Genomic DNA, 18,314 nt, shown 5'->3' on the forward strand with positions numbered 1-18,314 from the left:
CGCCCGTAGGCTGCCTCGTCGCAGTCCCGCCCCGGGTGTGTCATTGGCAGGGCGCACATCCGTTCTCGCAGTGCTTTCTTGTGGAGTTCCGATGACCGAAGCCTATTTCAATCGTTTGGCCGCCGAAGGCTACAATCGTATCCCGGTGACACTCGAAACCTTCGCTGATCTCGACACGCCGCTGTCGATCTATCTGAAGCTGGCCAACAACCCCTACAGCTATCTCCTGGAATCAGTGCAGGGCGGCGAGCGCTTTGGTCGTTACTCGATTATCGGTCTTGCCAGTCCGACCCGGATCGTCATCAATGCGCATCAGGTGCTGGTGCTGAACGGCAATCGCATTGCCGAACGTGAAGACGATACCAACCCGCTCGACTTCATCGGCAAGTACATGAAGCGCTTTCGCGCCGCTCCAACCACCGGCTTACCGCGGTTCTGCGGTGGGCTGGTCGGCTGTTTCGGGTATGACACCGTCCGCTATATCGAAACCAGGCTGACGCGCTCGCAGAAAGCGGATGATCTCGGAGTTCCCGACATCGTCCTGCTGCTTTCCGAGGAAATTGCGGTGGTCGACAACCTTTCGGGCAAACTGACGCTGGTGGTCTATGCTGAGCCCGGGGTTCCCGGCGCCTACCAGAAGGCTCAGACCCGGCTGAGGGAACTGCTGGTCAGGCTGCGCGAGTCGGTCGCCATTCCGCCCGAGACTCCGCGCTCTTCGCAACCGGCGACTTCGATGTTTGGCGAGGCACAGTTCCGACAGGCGGTGATCAAGGCCAAGCGCTACATCACCGAGGGCGACATCATGCAGGTCGTCCTGTCACAGCGCATGAGCAAGCCGCTGGTGGCCAGCCCGATGGCGCTGTACCGCTCGTTGCGCTCGCTGAATCCGTCGCCGTACATGTTCTATTTCGACTTCGAGGACTTCCACGTCGTTGGCGCCTCACCGGAAATCCTTGTCCGCCTTGAAGGCGACACCGTGACCGTGCGGCCGATCGCCGGCACCCGTCGGCGGGGTGTCTCTTTCGACGAAGACCAGGCACTCGCCGCCGAGTTGCTGGCCGACGAAAAGGAGCGTGCAGAGCACGTCCAGCTTCTCGACCTTGGTCGCAACGATGCTGGCCGCGTCGCCCGCGTTGGTACCATCAAACTGACCGAAAACATGATCGTCGAGCGTTACTCGCACGTGATGCACATCGTTTCGAATGTCGAGGCCAGGCTGCGGCCCGAGTTTGACGCGCTTGATGTGCTCAAGGCCACTTTTCCCGCCGGAACCGTCTCCGGCGCGCCAAAGGTGCGGGCGATGGAGATCATCGACGAACTTGAACCGGTCAAGCGCGGCATCTACGCCGGTGCGGTCGGTTACCTCGGCTTCAATGGGGATATGGATCTGGCGATCGCGATCCGTACGGCCATCGTCAAGGACGGCCAGCTGCATGTGCAGGCTGGTGCCGGTGTCGTCGCCGATTCCGACCCGGCTGCCGAGTGGCAGGAAACGCAGAACAAGGCCCTCGCCGTGCTGCGTGCGGCCGAACTGGCCGAACACGGTCTCGACACACGCTTTTGAGCCTGTAGCCGATCACTCCTCCGCGGATCCGGTGGAAGGCACGAAAGCGGCCGGCAGAATCCGCCGTTCTTCAGTCCGGCCTTGAGCGTCCTTGCGGATCGTCAACAGATCCTGTCCGAAGTGCTGCCTGCCAAGCGGTATCACAAGTGTTCCCCCCGGCTTGAGTTGCTCGATCAGTACTGTCTGCGCGCGGTCGCAGCGGGCATTGCGGTTGTGGCCAGTCTGCTCCCCGTCGCTGCCTGCGCACTACCGTGACCAATGAACGCGCAACAAGGCCTCTTCCGGGTTGTAGTGGAATTCAAGTTCGCCCTGATAGGCATGGTGGACGGCTTCGCCAATCGCCCGTGCGAGGTGGATGTCGGTGGTGCTCACCCGCAGCCCGGTCTCCGATTCGTCGATCGCCATCACCCGCTTCAAAGGGTGCTCGGCTCGCTGACGCTCGGCCTCGTTGCGGACCAGATGTCCGATCTCCTCGCGGTGAGCCAACAGGAAATCTCCCTCAAGGAAAACAAACCCTGCCGGGTAATGATCCTGCACACGCCAGCAGGCTGGGCAGCTGGCCCGATGCGCGTCGGCTGGGGCCATGACGCCCCATTGCCAACGCCCACCGCGAAAGACGGCCCCGCAATGCGTACAGATGGTCGGGTCGGGAAGCTTCCCCCGGGTCTTGTAGCTATCGTGCTCTGCTTCCTGCAGCAGGCGATCACGGCGAGCCGGATGAAAACCGGGAGGAATTGATCTGCTACTCATGACAAACTCCCTTGAAAGAAGTCGCATCGGCGACACGCAAGCCCTGTCGAGCAATCCCCTCCCGCTGCCTGTCTTCCCCGGACTGGGCGCAGCGCCAGCTGAGGCCGGCAACGAGCGGACTACAGATCCATCATAGGTCGTCGAAAGCACTTGTGCAGGGAAAATCAAGAAACTCTGACGTTCCTGAACTGCCAGGGATCGGATTCGTCGGTCTCTTCCGGGAAAAGGCGCGCGCGGCCGGCCAGTGGCGTCCAGTCGGTGTAGACGCCCACCAGGGGCCCGAGATAGGGCATGCAGATCTCGAGGACCCGTTCGAAATCCATCTCGTCCGGCTCGATCACCCCGCGCTCGGGATTCTCGATCGCCCAGATCATTCCGGCCAACGCCGCCGAGGTCACCTGCAGGGTGGTCGCGCTGTTGTGCGGCGCCAGCCGCCTGGCGTCATCGACGCTCAGTTGCGAGCCATACCAGTACGCGTTCTTGCGGTGGCCCGCCAGCAGTACCCCAAGCTCATCGATGCCGCCAGACGAGATCTCGTCCATCAGGATGCGTTTCTTTTCCTGCTCGACGTAGTTCCGGCCACAGAACTCATGCGCCGACAGCAGCGCGTCGTCGCAGGGGTGATAGGCATAGTGCACCGTCGGTCGATAGACTACCTGACCACCCTGGCGAAGAGTCAGGTAGTCGGCAATCGAAATCGACTCGCCATGCGTGATGGCAAAGCCGTGGAAAGGCCCGGCACGCGGTGTCCAGGTACGCACGCGCGTGGCACAGCCTGGCCGGGTCAGATAGATCGCCGCCTGCGAGCCGGTCTGATGTCGCTTCCCGTCATTCGGGAAATGCCGCTCGTGCGAACCCCAGCCCAGTTCGCAGGGTTGCTGCGCCTCACTGATGAAGCCCGCGACCGACCAGGTATTGACGAACTCGTTCGTCTGCTTGCGGAGCGTGGACACCTGCGTGTCGCGCTCCGCAATGTGGATCGTCCGCACGCCCAGGGAGCCGCTCAGAGCCGCCCAGCCCTCGCGCGTCTCGCGCGGGCTGGCGGCCAGCCCTGTAGCGGCGGCAACATTCAACAAGGCCCGCTTGACGAAGTGCGACACCAGGCCCGGATTGGCGCCATGCGTCAGCACTGCCGTTGGCGAAGCGGACTGGCCCTTGCGCAGCGCCAGTGCCTCCTCGCGCAACGCGTAGTTGGTCCGCGCCGCCGCCGGTACGGCCGGATTGCTGTAGCCACCAGGCCACGGCTCGATGCTGGTATCCAGGTAGAGCGCACCCTTTTCGCGGGCGTAGCGGATCAACGCCACCGAGCCAACGTCGACCGAGACATTCAGCACGAAGTCGCCGCGCCCCACCAGCGGATCGAGCACCTGCCGGTAGTTGTCTGGCAGCAACGCCTTGCTGATGAAGCGGATGCCATACCCGGCCGCCACCTGCCGGCCAGCATCGTCGGCGGAGACGATCGTGATTGCCGCCGGCGCCATGCCAATATGTCGCAGCAGCAGGGGCAGGAGTCCCTGCCCGACGCAGCCGAAGCCAATGACGATCAGGCGAGCGGGCAAGTTGACATACGTTGTATGCGCCGCCATCCTCAATCCCCCGAGAAACCAGGCGCGTGCCTGTCAGCTGCGCTTTCCCTGATCTGCAGACACGCGGCGGCGCCGAGTCCAGCGCAGCCCGCTGCATCATTTCGGCATGGCATTGTGCACCGCGTCATCCACGTTCTCCAGGAAAACGAACTCGAGTCGCTCCTTTGCCTCCGCCGGCACTTCCTCGAGGTCCCGGCGGTTTCTCGCCGGCAACAGCACCCGCTGAATCCCGGCACGCATCGCGGCGAGCACCTTGTCCTTGATTCCGCCCACCGGCAGGACGAGTCCGCGCAGGCTGATCTCGCCGGTCATCGCGGTGTCGTTGCGGACCGGGCGGTCGACGAAAAGCGATGCCAGCGCAATGAACATCGCCACCCCGGCACTCGGACCATCCTTCGGGATCGCCCCCGCCGGCACGTGCACATGGACATTGCTCCTGTCGAAGCTGCCGGCATCGATGCCGAGGCGGGCCGCACGCGTTTTCACCAGCGTGAGCGCAGCCTGTGCCGACTCCTTCATCACCTCGCCGAGTTGCCCGGTCAGGATCAGCTTGCCGTCGCCCGCCGTGCGGCTGGCTTCGATGAACAGGATGTCACCACCAACCGGCGTCCACGCCAGTCCCGTGGCCACGCCGGCGAGGCCGGTGCGCAGCGCGACTTCGTTATCGTACTTGCCCGGTCCAAGTATCCGGGCCAGATCGCCCTCGTCGACTGTCATCGACTGTATCGCGCCCTCGGCAATGTCCACTGCGACGCGCCGGCACACCGCGCCAATCTCCCGCTCGAGCGAGCGCACACCGGCTTCGCGCGTGTAATCGCGAATGATCGCCTGCAGCGCTACCTGCGAAAACTCGATCTGCCCTTCCTTGAGGCCGTTCTGGGTCATCTGGCGTCCGACCAGATAGCGCCGAGCAATCTCCAGTTTCTCCTCCTGGGTGTAGCCGGGTAGCTGGATGATCTCCATGCGGTCACGCAGGGGCCCCGGGATGTTATCCAGCACATTGGCCGTGGTGATGAACAGCATGCGGGACAGGTCGTAAGGCAAGGCGAGATAGTTGTCGCGGAAGGTATCGTTCTGCTCCGGATCAAGCACTTCGAGCAGCGCCGCCGAGGGGTCGCCCTGCATGCTTGCGCCCAGCTTGTCGATCTCGTCAAGCATCATCACGCAGCCCCTCGATCCAGCCTTGCGAATGGCCTGAATGATGTTGCCGGGCAAGGCACCGATATAGGTCCGTCGATGGCCGCGAATCTCGGCTTCATCGTGCACGCCGCCCAGCGAGGCGCGAACGAACTTGCGCCCGAGCGCCCGGGCGATCGACTGGCCAAGCGACGTCTTGCCGACCCCAGGCGGTCCGACAAAGCACAGAATGGGTCCGTGACCGGTCGGGTTGAGCTTGCGCACGGCAAGGAACTCGATGATGCGCTTCTTGACCTGGTCGAGGCCAAAGTGATCTGCCTGGAGGATGCGTCGCGCTTCAGCGATTTCGATGCGATCCGGTTCCGGCGCTCTCCATGGCAACTCGACCAGCCAGTCGAGATACGCGCGTACCATCGAGTACTCCCCGGAACCGTCCGACATGCGCTCCAGGCGCTTCAGTTCCTTGTTGGCCTGTGCCGCCACCTCCTCGGGCATTCCGGCGTCGGCGACGCACTTGCGCAGCGCCTCGATCTCTATACTGTTGCCGGTTTCGCCCTCGCCCAGTTCCTTCTGGATAGACTTCAACTGTTCGCGCAAGAGGTATTCGCGCTGGCGCTGGTCGATGCTGGCCTTGGTGCGCTCGTCGAGCTCGCGTGAAAGCCGCAGCACCTCCAGGCGACCGAGCAGGCAATCGAGCACGACATCGAGCCGTCGCGTCAGATCCACTGTTTCGAGGACCCTCTGTCGATCGGTCAACTTCAGTTCGGTGACACTGGCCACCAGGTCGGCCAGTGCCGCTGGCTGGCCGATGCTCTTCACGGCGCCGAGCAGCTCCTGTGAGACCTGCGGCAGATACTGCAGGACTTCGAGCGCACGCTCGCGGAGCTGGATCATCCTGGCTTCAATCTGGCTGTCAGTCACCTCCGGCTCCTCGATCCGCCCGACGCGTGCCACTGGAAAAGGATACCCGGGCAGGTACTCGGCGATCCGGAATCGCTGCAGCCCCTGGCAGACAATGACGTGCGTGTTGTCCGGCAGGGTCACGTAGCGGAGAATGTTGGCCACCGTCCCGACCAGACAAAGTTCATCCGGAGTCGGCACTTCTATCGCGGCATCACGCTGCAGGAGGATGCCCACCGGACGCTCCGTCTTCACGGCCTGTTGGGCTGCCAGGATCGATTGCTCGCGGCCGATGGTCAGCGGCAGGATCATGCCCGGAAAGAGAACGACGTTGCGCATCGGCACGATGATCATTGCGTCGTCCGGGATCACGAAGACGCCACCGTCAGTCCTGTCAGGGCGCATGCTCCGGTCCTTCACTGGAAGCGGCGCAGGACGAGCACCAGGCAGCCGTCCTCAAGAAACTGCTCGTGCAAGCGGTAGTTGCCCGGCGGTAGCGGAATCCGGCGCTCGAACCGCCCGTAAGGAATCTCGAGGCGGTGGATGGCTGCCCGATGGAGTACCGACGGCATCGGCCGCTGGCCACGCACCACCAGACCGGCATCATCGAGAACGACTTCGCATTGCCGCGAGCTGACGCCCGGTAGCGCGACCAGCAGCCTGAGTTCCTCGCCACTCTCATACAGATCGACCGCCGGCTCCCAGCAGGGCACCGAGTGCACGCTTTCGAGGGAAAAAAAACGACGCTGTACTTGCTCTGCGCCCTGCAGAAGCTCAAGCGCCTCAGCCCACATCCAGAAGCTCCGGTCACGAGGTCTCATTGGCTGCATCCTTTGCCACCAAACGGCGCCGGCTTCGGCGTCACCCCAACAGTATAGCGCTGCGCGGCGGATTCCATAGGCGAAGCACTTGCACATACCGATCATCCTGGACTTCGGCTGGTGATCCGGACGGGGTCATCCCAGGGGCACTCGGCAGGCAGAGTAGGGCGGCAGGGGCGTCCGACCACACAAGCTGGTCCATCAGCATCGGGGCAGGGAGTTCGACCTGCAGCACGGTGGAGTGGAGACTGCGGCAGGATCTGTGCTCTTGCGTCGGGCCGCTCGACGTCGATATCAGCGCGAAAACCATCGCCAAACTTGAGCCGGCTTGTATCACGCGCGATAATGGCCAATTGTGCCGGTGCCCGGTATTGAGCGCTTCTCCGGCCAGCCGGCAATCAGGACCAGGAAGCGCACAGAATCCGCGAGTTTGCCGGCAGCGTGTGACAAGAAAGACAGGATAGCCGCCATATGCTGCTGATGATCGACAACTATGACTCCTTCACTTACAACCTCGTGCAGTACTTCGGCGAGCTGGGGCAGGACGTCAGGGTGTTCCGCAACGATGCCATCTCGATTGCACGAGATCGCTCGCCTGCAGCCGGACTTGCTGGTGATCTCTCCGGGTCCCTGCGCGCCGGCGCAGGCCGGCATCTCTCTGGCGGCGATTCGCGAGTTTGCCGGCAGGATTCCGTTGCTCGGGGTATGTCTGGGCCATCAGGCGATCGGTGAGGCTTTCGGAGGCCAGGTTGTCCATGCGCAGCGCCTGATGCACGGCAAGGTATCGCCGGTACACCACACCGAGCAGGGCGTCTTCCGCGGTCTGCCCAGTCCATTGACCTGCACCCGCTATCACTCGCTGGCCGTCGAACGCGCGTCCTTGCCGGACTGCCTGGAGGTTACCGCGTGGACCGACGATGGCGAGATCATGGGCCTGCGCCACAAAACACTGACGGTCGAGGGCGTGCAGTTCCACCCGGAATCGATCCTCACCGAGCGTGGTCACGATCTGCTGAAGAATTTCCTTGAGGAGCACCGCCAATGACACCCCAGGACGCCCTGGCGCGGGTGATCGAGCACCGCGAAATCTTTCACGACGAGATGGTGTCGCTGATGCGTCAGATCATGGGCGGCGAAGTCACGCCGGTGATGATTGCGGCGATCATCGTCGGCCTGCGTGTGAAAAAGGAGACCATCGGTGAGATTGCCGCGGCGGCGCAGGTCATGCGCGAGCTGTCGATCAAGGTGCTGGTCAAGGACGGCGCCCACCTCGTCGATACCTGCGGCACCGGCGGTGACGGCGCGCAGACCTTCAACATCTCGACCGCCGCGATGTTCGTGGCCGCCGCTGCCGGCGCACGCGTTGCCAAACATGGTGGACGCTCGGTTTCGTCGCAGTCGGGTAGTGCCGACGTTCTCGAGGCGCTCGGCGTCAACCATCAACCTGACGCCGGAACAGGTCGCCGAGAGCATCGGCGAAGTCGGCGTCGGTTTCATGTTCGCCCCCAACCACCACAGCGCCATGAAGCACGCCGGTCCGGTGCGCCGCGAACTCGGTGTGCGCACCCTGTTCAACATCCTCGGTCCGTTGACCAACCCGGCCAACGCCGCCAATCAGGTGCTCGGCGTCTTCCACCCCGACCTGGTCGGCATCCAGGTGCGTGTTCTGCAGCGGCTCGGCAGTTCGCATGCGCTCTCGGTTTTTGGCCGTGAAGGTCTCGACGAGATCTCGATCTCCGGCGAAACCCTGGTCGGCGAGCTGAAGGACGGCCGCGTCGAGGAGTACACGATCCACCCGGAGCACTTCAATCTGCCGGTACACGACCCGCGAGTTCTGCGTGTGGCCAACGTCGAGGAGTCGAAAAGCGATGTTGCTGGCTGCGCTCGCCGACCGGGGTGGCGCGGCGCGTGACATCGTCGCACTCAACGCCGGCGCCAGCATCTATGTCAGCGGTCTGGCGGCGACGCTGGCCGACGGCGTCGACCAGGCCTTCGAGGGTCATCGCCTCGGGCGCGGCACGTGCCAGGCTCGATCAGTTCGTTGCTTTCACGCAGCGCATTTCGGCTTGATCTACTGCCTCGCCTGGGAGATACGGCATGGCCCTGCCAATGCTTGAAGAGACCCTTCGACGCTGCCGCTTACCTTGCGTGGGAGGAGGCGCAGGAAGAACGTCACGAATATCATCGCCGGCGAGGTTTTCGCCATGGTTGGCGTGTACGACAGTCACACAATCTCGCGACGCTCAACCTCGCCAGCTGCTGCGTCAGTGAACTCAAGGGCAGTCCGTGCCGCGTCTTCGTCGAAGCCGTCAAGACGCGCGTTGAAGCCGCCGATTGCTTCTTCTATCCCGATGTCGTCGTCACCTGCGATCCACGTGACCGTCTGACGCCGGATTACGTCAGCCATCCGCTGCTGGTCGCCGAAGTCCTCTCCGAGTCGACCGCAGCCTTCGATCGCGGCCGCAAGTTCGCCGCCTATCGCAAGCTGGAAAGTCTGCAGGACTACGTTCTGGTCGACCTGGCGGCGCAGCGGATTGAGGTCTTTCGCCGCGACGTCGAGAATCGCTGGGTCCTTTACGACTACGGCCCGGAAGATCGGGTCGAGCTGGCGTCGCTCGGTCTGCACCTGCCGGTGGAAGCGTTGCTCGAAGACACCCGCGAGGGACTTTGCCGCGGAGACCCCGACGGCGACCGCTCAGCCATGAGCGACATCCTCAACCGGATTCTCGCCGTCAAGCGCGATGAAGTCGCCAGCGCCAAGTCGATCAGACCGCTGGCCGAAGTGCGCGTCAGGCCGAAGGTCAGCCGGCGCCGCGCGATTTCCTCGGCGCCATCCGTGAGCGCATCGCCGCCGGACAACCGGCGGTGATCGCCGAAATCAAGAAAGCCAGCCCGTCGCGCGGTGTGCTGCGCTCCGACTTCCGTCCGGCGGCGGTTGCCGCCAGCTATGAACAACACGGCGCCGCCTGTCTGTCGGTACTCACCGACCATCAGTTTTTCCAGGGCGCGCCGGCGTATCTGCAGGCGGCGCGCGCCGCCTGCAGCCTGCCAGCGTTGCGCAAGGATTTCCTGGTGGACGCGTATCAGGTCCATGAAACCCGGGCGATGGGCGCCGACGCCATCCTGCTGATCGTCGCCGCGCTCGACCTGCCGGCGATGCGCGATTTCGAGGCGATCGCCGCCAGTCATGGCATGGCCGTGCTGGTCGAAGTGCACAATCGCCAGGAACTCGATCTTGCCCTGCAGCTCGCCACCCCGCTGATCGGCATCAACAACCGCAACCTGCGCAGCTTCGAGGTCAGCCTGCAGACGACCATTGATCTCTTGCCTTACATCCCGGCCGAGCGCTTCGTCGTCACCGAGAGCGGCATTCTCGCCAGCGCTGATGTGCAGTTGATGCGCGACCACGGCGTCAATGCCTTCCTCGTCGGCGAAGCCTTCATGCGCGCCGCGGAACCGGGCGAGGCGCTGGCCGAGCTGTTTTCCTGACCTTCCCAAGACGAACGAAAGTCTGGCGCCTCAACGCTTGCCAAAATTGCGATATGCGAGCTAATATACGTAGCACGTAATACGTTCGGAGGCAGGAATGCAAAGAAAATTGACCCTTTCCATTGATGAGGCCGTCTATGAGGGGCTGCACCGGGTTGTCGGCCGGGGCAATATCAGCCACTTCATTGAAGACCTGGTGCGGCCATGCTTGCTGGATTCGGCCCTTGATGAAGGCTACCGGGCAATGGCGGCCGACAAGAAGCGCGAAGCCGAAGCTCTGGAATGGAGCAACGCGCTTGCTGGAGACGTGGCAGATGAAGCGCGGTGAGGTCTGGTGGGTGGAGTTCGACCCAGCGGTCGGCAGTGAAATCCGCAAGACGCGTCCGGCCGTGATCGTCAGCAATGACGCAGCGAATCGCAACCTGGCACGAGTCGTCGTGGTGCCGTTGACCAGCAACGCCAGCCGCCAGTATCCCGGGGAGGCGCTGGTACACGTCGGAGGACAGCCAAGCAAAGCAATGGCCGACCAGATCATGGCGGCCGACAAGGCCCGCCTGAAAAGCCAGTTGGGCACTTTGTCTAGGCCCGACATGCTGGCCTTGGAGGGCGCCATTCTGGTTCACCTGGGAATGCCCAAGTGATTCCAGAGGCGGGCGGTGGCCTCAGGATGTTCTGGGAGCCCGCAGGCCGACACTTATTGCCGGATAGAAAGGCTGCCTCCCAAGGCAACGACAGGCGGGATACCCTCAAGAGGTGGGGACTTGAACGGCTTGGCTTGCTCGTTCTTCAGCCCCTCCCCCTGCCGCGCTGGCTCTGAGTGAAAATTCCGACGCATGTTGCGAAAAACCAACAAATGCCCGTCGCGCCATCACGAAAGCGCACAGGGAACTTGCTCCGGCCATCGCCGTTTGCCAGAATCGCTCCAACTTCTCGTTTCTTTTTCGAGAGGTCCAGTTTGGTGAAGCAGCAATTGGCTTCATCGATCTCAAACCTAGAGGAGATTCACAATGCAAAAGAAACTCATCGCACTGGCAGTTGCCAGCCTGGCCTCGGGCGCTGCTTTTGCCCAGACCAACGTCACCATGTACGGCGTCGCCGATGTCGGCTATGTCTATAGCTCGGGTGACGCTTACAACGGGGGCCGAACGGCAACCTGCGGATCCCGGGCAGCAACGACCTTCAGCGGCATCCAGTCGGGTCTGCTGAGCGGTTCGCGCCTCGGTTTCCGCGGTGAAGAAGCGCTGGGCAATGGCCTGAAGGCGATCTTCACCCTGGAGTACTCGCTCAACATCGACAACAACTCGGCGTCGGCAGCCTCCGGCGGTCTCTGAACGCCCGTCAGCAGTTCGTCGGTCTCTGGCGCCACGCTGGGGTACCGTCGCTCTCGGTCGCCAGTATTCCCCCGGCTACCAGGCTACCGCCAACAATGACCCGATGGCCGGTGCGCCTTCGAATCGCAGTCCTACATGACCTTAGCAATCAGGCACGGCAACACCATCACCCCGAACAGCGCCGCTCGCTGGGATAACGCGATCACCTACACCACCCCGAACTGGGGTGGCTTCAGGCAAGGCGATCTACTCGTTCGGCGAGAATAACAGTGACGTCACCATCGTGCCCAGGATCGCGCCAGCCGGCGCTACAGGCGACCGCTCGTCACCACCTTAACGACAACGCTCCGTATCAACCAGCTGATAACGGTAGATACGCCGTCGGTGCCAATTTCGCCGCCGGTGCCTTCAACCTCGACGCCGTTTACCAAGTTCGTCAGAACGTAACCCTCACTGCCGAATCCGACAGCGCTTAGCACAGCTTTGCCAATGCTGCTGGTGCTACCGGTGACGACATCAACGAATGGTACGTCGGCGGCAGCTTCGATCTCAAGTTTGTCAAGCTGATGGCCAGCTATCAGGACCAGAATGACAAGAACGTACTCAACAACGACAACAGCACTTGGTCGCTTGGTGCGGTCGTGCCGGTCGGCAACTTCGGTATCCATCTTGCGTATGCACAGACTGACTTTGATTCGGGTGTGACCGACGGCAAGAGCAACGGCGCCATGGTTGCTGGCACCTACGCCTTGTCGAAGCGCACGACGGCCTACGCCGGTTACGTCTGGACCAAGAACGACAACGACAGCGCGGCCCTCAGCCCGATTGGGGGCGCGTCTTGGAAGCAACGGTTGGCGCTCCGGGCGAGACCAACAACACCTTCACGGCTGGCGTGCGTCACTCGTTCTAATACGACTAGCGCGACGACTCCGCGGTTCTATTCCTCAAACGGGCGCTTCGGCGCCCGTTTTTTTGTACGAGTATGGGCATGACCCAGGAGGTGGAAAGCCATATGTGGGCGAACATCGGGCTATGCTCAACTTTGCGAACCGCCGCTGCGGCTCCGGCATGCCGGGTGGTACGGAAGGGGTCCCGCCAGAGTGGCTGCCGGCAATGCCGATTTTTCCTTCCAAAGCGGGATTGGCGACCTCCTCCACCCAGAGACCCGCGGCGTGGAACTACTCAGCGGCTGCCAGCTACAGAGCGAATGTCCGCATCGGGTGTATGCAGGGGCTGTGCCGTCGCTGTGGCACAAGTGCAACAAAAACCGCCCTCCCATCTCCGGCAAAGCGGAGCAGGCTTGCTTAAGCTTTCGCTAGCTGCCAAACTTGCCTCAAATCATCCCGACGGTTTCGCTAGATTAGCGGATGAGCTTGGGGGAGAGAACCTTTTTGGCGTTCTTAAACTTTCAGGAGTTGACCTGTATGAAAAAGAAACTGATCGCAATCGCCGTTGCCGGCCTTGCTTCGGGTGCTACCCTCGCCCAGACCAATGTGACCATGTACGGGGTGCTTGACCTGGCCTACGTTTACAGTTCAGGCAACGCCGACGGCTTGACTGGTTAGGCGGTAGGAACACGTTCAGCGGGCTTACCGGTGTCGGTGCAGGGAAATCGCCTCGGTTTCAAGGGCGAAGAAGCGCTCGGCAATGGCCTGAAGGCTGTTTTCACGCTTGAGTACGGCCTTGATCCCGACATCAACCAGGGTATCGGAACCGGCGGGCTGAACGCACGTCAGCAGTTCGTCGGGCTGGCCGGCAACTTTGGTACCGTCGCGCTTGGCCGTCAGTACGCGCCGGGTTTCAACGCAACGGCGAGGAATGACGCACTCGACGCAAGTGACATGGCCATTCAGTCGAGCCTGAGCGCGCTCAACGGCTACTCGATCACTCCCAACAGCCCGGCCCGTTTCAATAATTCAATCACCTATACCAGCAACAACCTGTCGGGCTTCACGGTCAGCGCGATTTATGGCTTCGGCGAGTCGAGGAGAACGAATGGTCAACCGCTGCAGGACAGGAATGGTGACCCCATCGTTACCTACAACGACAAAGAGATATCCACCTCTGACAACGGTCAACTGGGCTTTGGTTTGAATTACGCCAATGGTCCGATCAACCTGGATGCAGTGTATCAAAGCCGTCAGAACTTCCGTACAGAGGTTCCGCTAGTACCTGGTACGGGCAAAGACATTAACGAGTGGTATTTGGGCGGTAGCTGGGATTTCAAGGTGGTCAAGCTCTACGGCAGCTACCAGGCTCTCGACAACAAGAACGACGCCGTTGCTATAGGTGTCGACGACAGCGATCTATGGACCGTCGGCGTGAGCGCACCGATCGGCCCGGGCACCTTGGGCGTGAGCTACGGCAGGCTGGTGACTGACCGCGACCTTGTCCAGGATGGTGAGAGCTGGGGCGCAGGGGTCCAGTACACCTATCCGCTGTCGAAGCGCACATCGCTATACGGCGCCTACAGCTATTTCAACAACAACAGGCACGTCCTCGTTCCTGGTCAGGTTATCGCTGTACCGGGTGACGTCGGGGCGAGGGGCGAAAGCAACTACGCCGTCGGCGCTGGCATAACCCACAGCTTCTAGCCTTAACCCGGCCGGTGGCAGAATCAACGGGCGCTTCGGCGCCCGTTTCTTTGGCGCCCGGTCATTGGCTGGTAGTTGCCGGGATCCGTGGACGGCGGGCGCGGAACATGCTGTGCAGAGCGAGGGCTGTCCCGCGTTGGCGATCGATGACGGTCAAGAAGCCGCAGTAATCTTTCGGTGAAGCAGAGGCCGCTGCCCGCCACGAACGCTCTATCGTTGAGATGATACAAGCGGTCGAGGCGGCCGCCTGCATTGTCCCTGATCGACGGGGAGCAGCAACACCAGACCATTGCGTTGGATGTTCTGTCCGTGGAGATGCGGCCGATGGGGCGTGGGAGAAACGATCCCTGTCCGTGTGGTAGTGGCAGGAAATACAAGAACTGCTGTCTGGGCAGCAATAACGCCAGGTTGCTGCCGAGCGGTGCTGCGGCGATCTCGTCGGTCTCGGGCCACCCGAGGCAACTGGTGGCCATGTACAGGGCAGCGCGTTTCGGTGAGCTGGAATCGTGCTTGCGTGTTCTGCTTGAGCACTCGCCGCAGTCCGGGTTTTTGTGGGGGCTGCTCGGTGCTACCCTGCAGGCGCAAGGGCGGGACGGTCTCCTCGCGCTGCAGCGAGCGACCTTCCTGTCACCTCGGGACTTCGACGCCCAGACCGGCCTTGGGGTAGCGTTCCGCCAGCGTGGGCGTCTGGCGGAGGCAGCAGACAGCTTCCTCCGGGCGCTTGCACTTCAGCCTCAGGATCCAGGTGCGCAGTTCAATCTTGGCGACGCGCTACGAATGTTGGGGCGGTTTGCTGAGGCGGAAGCATATCTGCGTCGCTTTCTGGCAGGCGTCCCCGATTCCCTTGACGGACTGGTCTCGCTGGCACTCACGCTGGGCGAGCTCGGTACGCTCGGTGAGGCCGAAGCCCTCTGTCGTCGGGCCCTGCAGCTCGCGCCGGGAGGTGCTGCCGCGCAGTTCTGCCTGGGCAATATTATGGTCAGGTCGGCGCGCCTCGATGAAGCGAAAAACTGCTTCCTTGCCGCCTTGCAGGCCGATCCAACCTGGGTGCCGGCCCTCGAAAGCCTGGGCAATGTGCTGCAGGAGCTGGGAAGCCTCGCCCAGGCCGAGGCGTCCTATCGTCGCTGCCTGGAGCTGAGCCCCGGTCTTGCGAATGCGTGCGCCAATCTGGGCCGGCTCTTTGTTGAGCAAAACCGCTTTGGCGAAGCCGAGGCGTGCTACCGCGATGCGCTGAAGACGGAACCGGACAACGCCGGGATTCATGAGCGACTCGGCAGCGTTCTGCTGGAACTCGGCCGCTCGGGGGAGGCGAAGAACTGTTATCTGCAAGCGCTTCGAGTGCAGCCCGAACGCGTCAGCGCGCGGCTGGCGCTTGCCACGGTGGATCTGCCAGTCATCACGCAGACCGTGGAAGAAGCGGCGGCCGTGCCAGGGCTTTTTGCCAGCGCACTCGAAGAGCTTGCCGGTTGGCTGCATTCTGATCCTGAGCGCCAGGTTGCCGCTGGCGACCTGGCGGTTGCGCAGCAGCCGTTCTTCCTAGCGTACCGGGACGGAAATCATGTCGGTCTGCTCTCGCGCTACGCTGATCTCGTGGGTGAATGCCTGCATTCGCGGGCCTGCACGTCTCGTCCGCATCGAGCGAGAATACGGCTCGTGATTGTCTCGCAGCAGGTACGCTGGCATTCCGTATGGAATATCGTGCTGCGAGGCTTGCTGCTTCATCTGGATCGGAGCCGTTTCGAGGTCTTGCTTTATCACCTTGGCAACGCCGAGGATGGAGAAACCGCCTTCGCTCGCTCGCAGGTGGACGGCTGGCGTGATCGGCACACCATTACCGATGCCGCCGGCTGGCTGGCCGCCGCCGAAAACGACTGCCCTGACGTCATTTTCTACCCGGAGATCGGGATGTCGTCGATGGCCTACTTTCTTGCGGCGCAGCGGCTTGCTCCCTTGCAGGTGGCGAGCTGGGGACACCCGATCACCACTGGTCTGGCGACGATCGATCTGTTTCTTTCCGGCGAATTGCTGGAAGCTCCGGATGCCGACGCTCACTATCGGGAGCGGCTGATTCGCTTGCCGGGTACGGGTTGCTGCACCTCAGCGTTACCACTGATTGGCGAGCCGATCCCGGAAGTCGAGAAAAGCTTGGCCGGGATGGACGGCACCCGCTTCGTGATCGCGCAGCGTGCAATCAAGTTTGATCCCGTGGCTGATGACAGCTACGCGAAGATTGCCGTTGCCACAGGGGCGAGCGTCTTCATTCTGCTGCGGGATCCGGTCTGTCCGTGGGCAACTGACCTGATCAAGGCTCGCCTTGAATCCACATTTCGCAGTCACGGTCTTGACCCAGGTCGGCATCTGGTGGAAATCCCCTGGCTGTCGCCGGGAAAATTTCTGGCCTTGCTCGATATCTGCGACGTCTATCTCGACTGCACCGGATTTTCCGGATACACCACCGCCTGGCTGGCCCTGCATCGCGGTCTGCCGATCGTGGCCCTTGAAGGGCGCTACATGCGGCAGCGGCTTGCTGCCGGCCTGTTGCGAAAGGCAGGGTTGGCAGACACCATCGCTTTGTCGGTGGAGGACTACGTGGCGATTGCGGCCCGTCTGGCCGCCGAATGTCGCTACCCGGACCGCAAAGAAGCCCTACGAGCCGCCGTCTTGGCGGCCGCGCCCTCGGTCGATGGCGATGTCCATGTGGTCAGGTCGTTCGAGCAGTGCCTGACGACGGCGCTTGAAGCTTGCGCACCGCGTCGCTGAGGGCTCGGATACCGCGGCCGCAATCCGTTTCCGCCGCTTCTGCGTCGATTCCGCCATGTGGGATCGGTGGCTCGATGACCCGCTCACGACTGTCCGAAAGTATTGCGTCAGCGAGCAGCAGTCGGTATACTCCGCGCCTTCCGAGGTAATCAACTGTTTTTCATAGGGACACACATCCATGGCCAATAGCGCACAAGCCCGCAAGCGGGCCCGCCAAGCCGTCAAGCAGCGCGCCCACAACGCCAGTCTGCGCTCCAGCCTGCGCACGGCGGTCAAGCGTGTACAGAAGGCCATTGTGGCTGGCGATCAGGCTGCGGCCCAGAGTATTTACCTGCAGTCGGTGTCGGTGATCGACCGTATTGCCGACAAGAAGATCATCCACAAGAACAAGGCCGCGCGGCATAAGAGCCGCCTTTCAGCCCAGATCAAGGGCTTGGCTGTGTCCTAGTTCATGTTCCGCCCGGCAACTGAAAGCGGCGCCTGCGGGCGCCGCTTTCAGTTGCCGGTGCCTGCGCGCTCGCGCCATCCCGCCAGCCCATACCCCGTATCCCCCGCGACTGGCGGTTCTGGCGCGCCGACAGCGCACGCCGTGATCGGGTTTGCGGTGAGCGAGCGTCTGCCGTTACAAGGTATAATCTCGCGATCGAGAAATAATATTAGATTGTGCTAATATTACCATTGTGACGAGGAATGCTATGGCTGCGGTGAAGATGGATATGGAACAGGCCCGTTTCAACATGATCGAGCAACAGATACGCCCCTGGGAAGTGCTGGATTCCGAAGTGCTGGGAATCCTGGCGGTGGTCAAGCGCGAAGACTTCGTTCCGGACGCGTTGAAGGCGCTGGCGTTTGCTGACCTTGAGTTGCCGATCGGCAACGGCCAGACGATGCTGCAGCCGAAAATAGAGGCCCGGATTCTCCAGGAAGTGGCAATCAGAAACACCGATATCGTGCTTCAGGTCGGTACCGGCAGCGGCTACATGGCCGCTCTCCTGGCCTCGAAGGCCGAGTATGTGTATAGCGTCGAGATCGATCCGCAATTGGCCGAGAATGCCCGACACACTCTGCAGCGGACCGGCGTCGCCAATGTCAGCGTGGAAACGGGGGATGCGTCACAGGGCTGGCCTGTTCACTCACCGTACGACGTGATCGTCATCTCAGGCTCTCTGCCCGAACTACCCGAAGCCTTTCTGCAGCAGTTGAAGATCGGCGGCCGCCTCGCAGCATTCATCGGCGAGCCACCGGTGATGGACGCACGGCTTATCATCCGCACCGATGAGCAGGCGTTCAACACGATCAACCTCTTTGAAACCGTGGTCGCGGCGCTGACGACCAGGAAGCGTCAGAGCTTCGTCTTCTGACGCCGGATCCGCTCTCGATGC

16 protein-coding genes and 4 pseudogenes are annotated in these 18,314 nt (G+C 62.3%); 15 read left to right on the plus strand and 5 right to left on the minus strand.

Annotated features, from left to right (window positions below; all coding sequences use genetic code 11):
• Nucleotides 1-91 precede the first annotated feature (91 nt).
• Nucleotides 92-1,564, plus strand: coding sequence for an anthranilate synthase component I (trpE, locus tag V5B44_RS23835; protein ID WP_332361527.1), 1,473 nt, complete (start codon nt 92-94; stop codon nt 1,562-1,564).
• A gap of 12 nt (nt 1,565-1,576) precedes the next feature.
• Here trpE and V5B44_RS23840 read toward each other — a convergent pair whose 3' ends face one another.
• The 5 genes from V5B44_RS23840 to V5B44_RS23860 all read right to left on the minus strand — a co-directional run bounded on the left by V5B44_RS23840 (nt 1,577) and on the right by V5B44_RS23860 (nt 6,758).
• Nucleotides 1,577-1,741 carry a hypothetical protein gene (locus V5B44_RS23840; RefSeq protein ID WP_332361598.1) on the minus strand — a complete coding sequence of 55 codons (165 nt, stop codon included), beginning with the start codon at nt 1,739-1,741 and terminating at the stop codon, nt 1,577-1,579.
• A gap of 69 nt (nt 1,742-1,810) precedes the next feature.
• Nucleotides 1,811-2,314 (minus strand): BCAM0308 family protein, encoded by a 504-nt coding sequence (locus tag V5B44_RS23845; protein ID WP_332361529.1) that lies wholly within the window; start codon nt 2,312-2,314, stop codon nt 1,811-1,813.
• A gap of 164 nt (nt 2,315-2,478) precedes the next feature.
• Nucleotides 2,479-3,900, minus strand: coding sequence for a homospermidine synthase (locus tag V5B44_RS23850; RefSeq protein WP_332361531.1), 1,422 nt, complete (start codon nt 3,898-3,900; stop codon nt 2,479-2,481).
• Between the two features lie 96 nt (nt 3,901-3,996).
• The gene (lon, locus tag V5B44_RS23855) at nt 3,997-6,342 is read right to left on the minus strand and encodes an endopeptidase La (protein ID WP_332361533.1); all 2,346 of its coding nucleotides are present in this window, start codon (nt 6,340-6,342) and stop codon (nt 3,997-3,999) included.
• Nucleotides 6,343-6,353: 11 nt separating this feature from the next.
• Nucleotides 6,354-6,758, minus strand: a complete 405-nt coding sequence (locus tag V5B44_RS23860) for an Hsp20/alpha crystallin family protein (RefSeq protein ID WP_332361535.1) — start codon at nt 6,756-6,758, stop codon at nt 6,354-6,356.
• Nucleotides 6,759-7,229: 471 nt separating this feature from the next.
• Between V5B44_RS23860 and V5B44_RS23865 the strand changes: the two are divergent.
• From V5B44_RS23865 to V5B44_RS23930, 14 genes and pseudogenes are all read left to right on the plus strand, one after another.
• A pseudogene (locus tag V5B44_RS23865) lies at nt 7,230-7,803 on the plus strand (aminodeoxychorismate/anthranilate synthase component II).
• A pseudogene (gene trpD, locus V5B44_RS23870) lies at nt 7,800-8,828 on the plus strand (anthranilate phosphoribosyltransferase). Before V5B44_RS23865 ends, trpD begins: the two co-directional pseudogenes overlap by 4 nt.
• Nucleotides 8,779-9,381, plus strand: a pseudogene (locus tag V5B44_RS23875) (Uma2 family endonuclease); the annotation flags it as partial. The pseudogenes trpD and V5B44_RS23875, both read left to right, overlap by 50 nt.
• Nucleotides 9,382-9,459: 78 nt before the next feature.
• Nucleotides 9,460-10,247, plus strand: a pseudogene (trpC, locus tag V5B44_RS23880) (indole-3-glycerol phosphate synthase TrpC).
• 97 nt (nt 10,248-10,344) lie between these two features.
• A complete protein-coding gene (locus tag V5B44_RS23885) occupies nt 10,345-10,575 on the plus strand; it encodes an addiction module antitoxin (protein WP_332361537.1) in 231 nt (76 codons plus the stop codon).
• Nucleotides 10,562-10,888 (plus strand): type II toxin-antitoxin system PemK/MazF family toxin, encoded by a 327-nt coding sequence (locus tag V5B44_RS23890; protein ID WP_332361539.1) that lies wholly within the window; start codon nt 10,562-10,564, stop codon nt 10,886-10,888. Before V5B44_RS23885 ends, V5B44_RS23890 begins: the two co-directional genes overlap by 14 nt.
• Before the next feature lie 366 nt (nt 10,889-11,254).
• Nucleotides 11,255-11,578 carry a porin gene (locus V5B44_RS23895; protein WP_332361541.1) on the plus strand — a complete coding sequence of 108 codons (324 nt, stop codon included), beginning with the start codon at nt 11,255-11,257 and terminating at the stop codon, nt 11,576-11,578.
• A gap of 135 nt (nt 11,579-11,713) precedes the next feature.
• Nucleotides 11,714-11,845 (plus strand): hypothetical protein, encoded by a 132-nt coding sequence (locus V5B44_RS23900; RefSeq protein ID WP_332361543.1) that lies wholly within the window; start codon nt 11,714-11,716, stop codon nt 11,843-11,845.
• A 248-nt stretch (nt 11,846-12,093) separates the two neighbouring features.
• Nucleotides 12,094-12,570 carry a porin gene (locus V5B44_RS26915; RefSeq protein ID WP_434735525.1) on the plus strand — a complete coding sequence of 159 codons (477 nt, stop codon included), beginning with the start codon at nt 12,094-12,096 and terminating at the stop codon, nt 12,568-12,570.
• A gap of 432 nt (nt 12,571-13,002) precedes the next feature.
• Nucleotides 13,003-13,143 carry a hypothetical protein gene (locus tag V5B44_RS23910; protein WP_332361547.1) on the plus strand — a complete coding sequence of 47 codons (141 nt, stop codon included), beginning with the start codon at nt 13,003-13,005 and terminating at the stop codon, nt 13,141-13,143.
• A 30-nt stretch (nt 13,144-13,173) separates the two neighbouring features.
• The gene (locus V5B44_RS23915; RefSeq protein WP_332361549.1) at nt 13,174-14,172 is read left to right on the plus strand and encodes a porin; all 999 of its coding nucleotides are present in this window, start codon (nt 13,174-13,176) and stop codon (nt 14,170-14,172) included.
• Between the two features lie 324 nt (nt 14,173-14,496).
• Nucleotides 14,497-16,932: a tetratricopeptide repeat protein gene (locus V5B44_RS23920; RefSeq protein WP_332361551.1), complete on the plus strand. Its 2,436-nt coding sequence runs from the start codon at nt 14,497-14,499 to the stop codon at nt 16,930-16,932.
• Between the two features lie 178 nt (nt 16,933-17,110).
• Nucleotides 17,111-17,380 carry a 30S ribosomal protein S20 gene (gene rpsT / locus V5B44_RS23925; RefSeq protein WP_332361553.1) on the plus strand — a complete coding sequence of 90 codons (270 nt, stop codon included), beginning with the start codon at nt 17,111-17,113 and terminating at the stop codon, nt 17,378-17,380.
• A 262-nt stretch (nt 17,381-17,642) separates the two neighbouring features.
• Nucleotides 17,643-18,293 (plus strand): protein-L-isoaspartate O-methyltransferase family protein, encoded by a 651-nt coding sequence (locus V5B44_RS23930; RefSeq protein ID WP_332361600.1) that lies wholly within the window; start codon nt 17,643-17,645, stop codon nt 18,291-18,293.
• The last annotated feature ends 21 nt before the right edge of the window (nt 18,294-18,314 follow it).

This window comes from Candidatus Accumulibacter necessarius, from assembly GCF_036625085.1.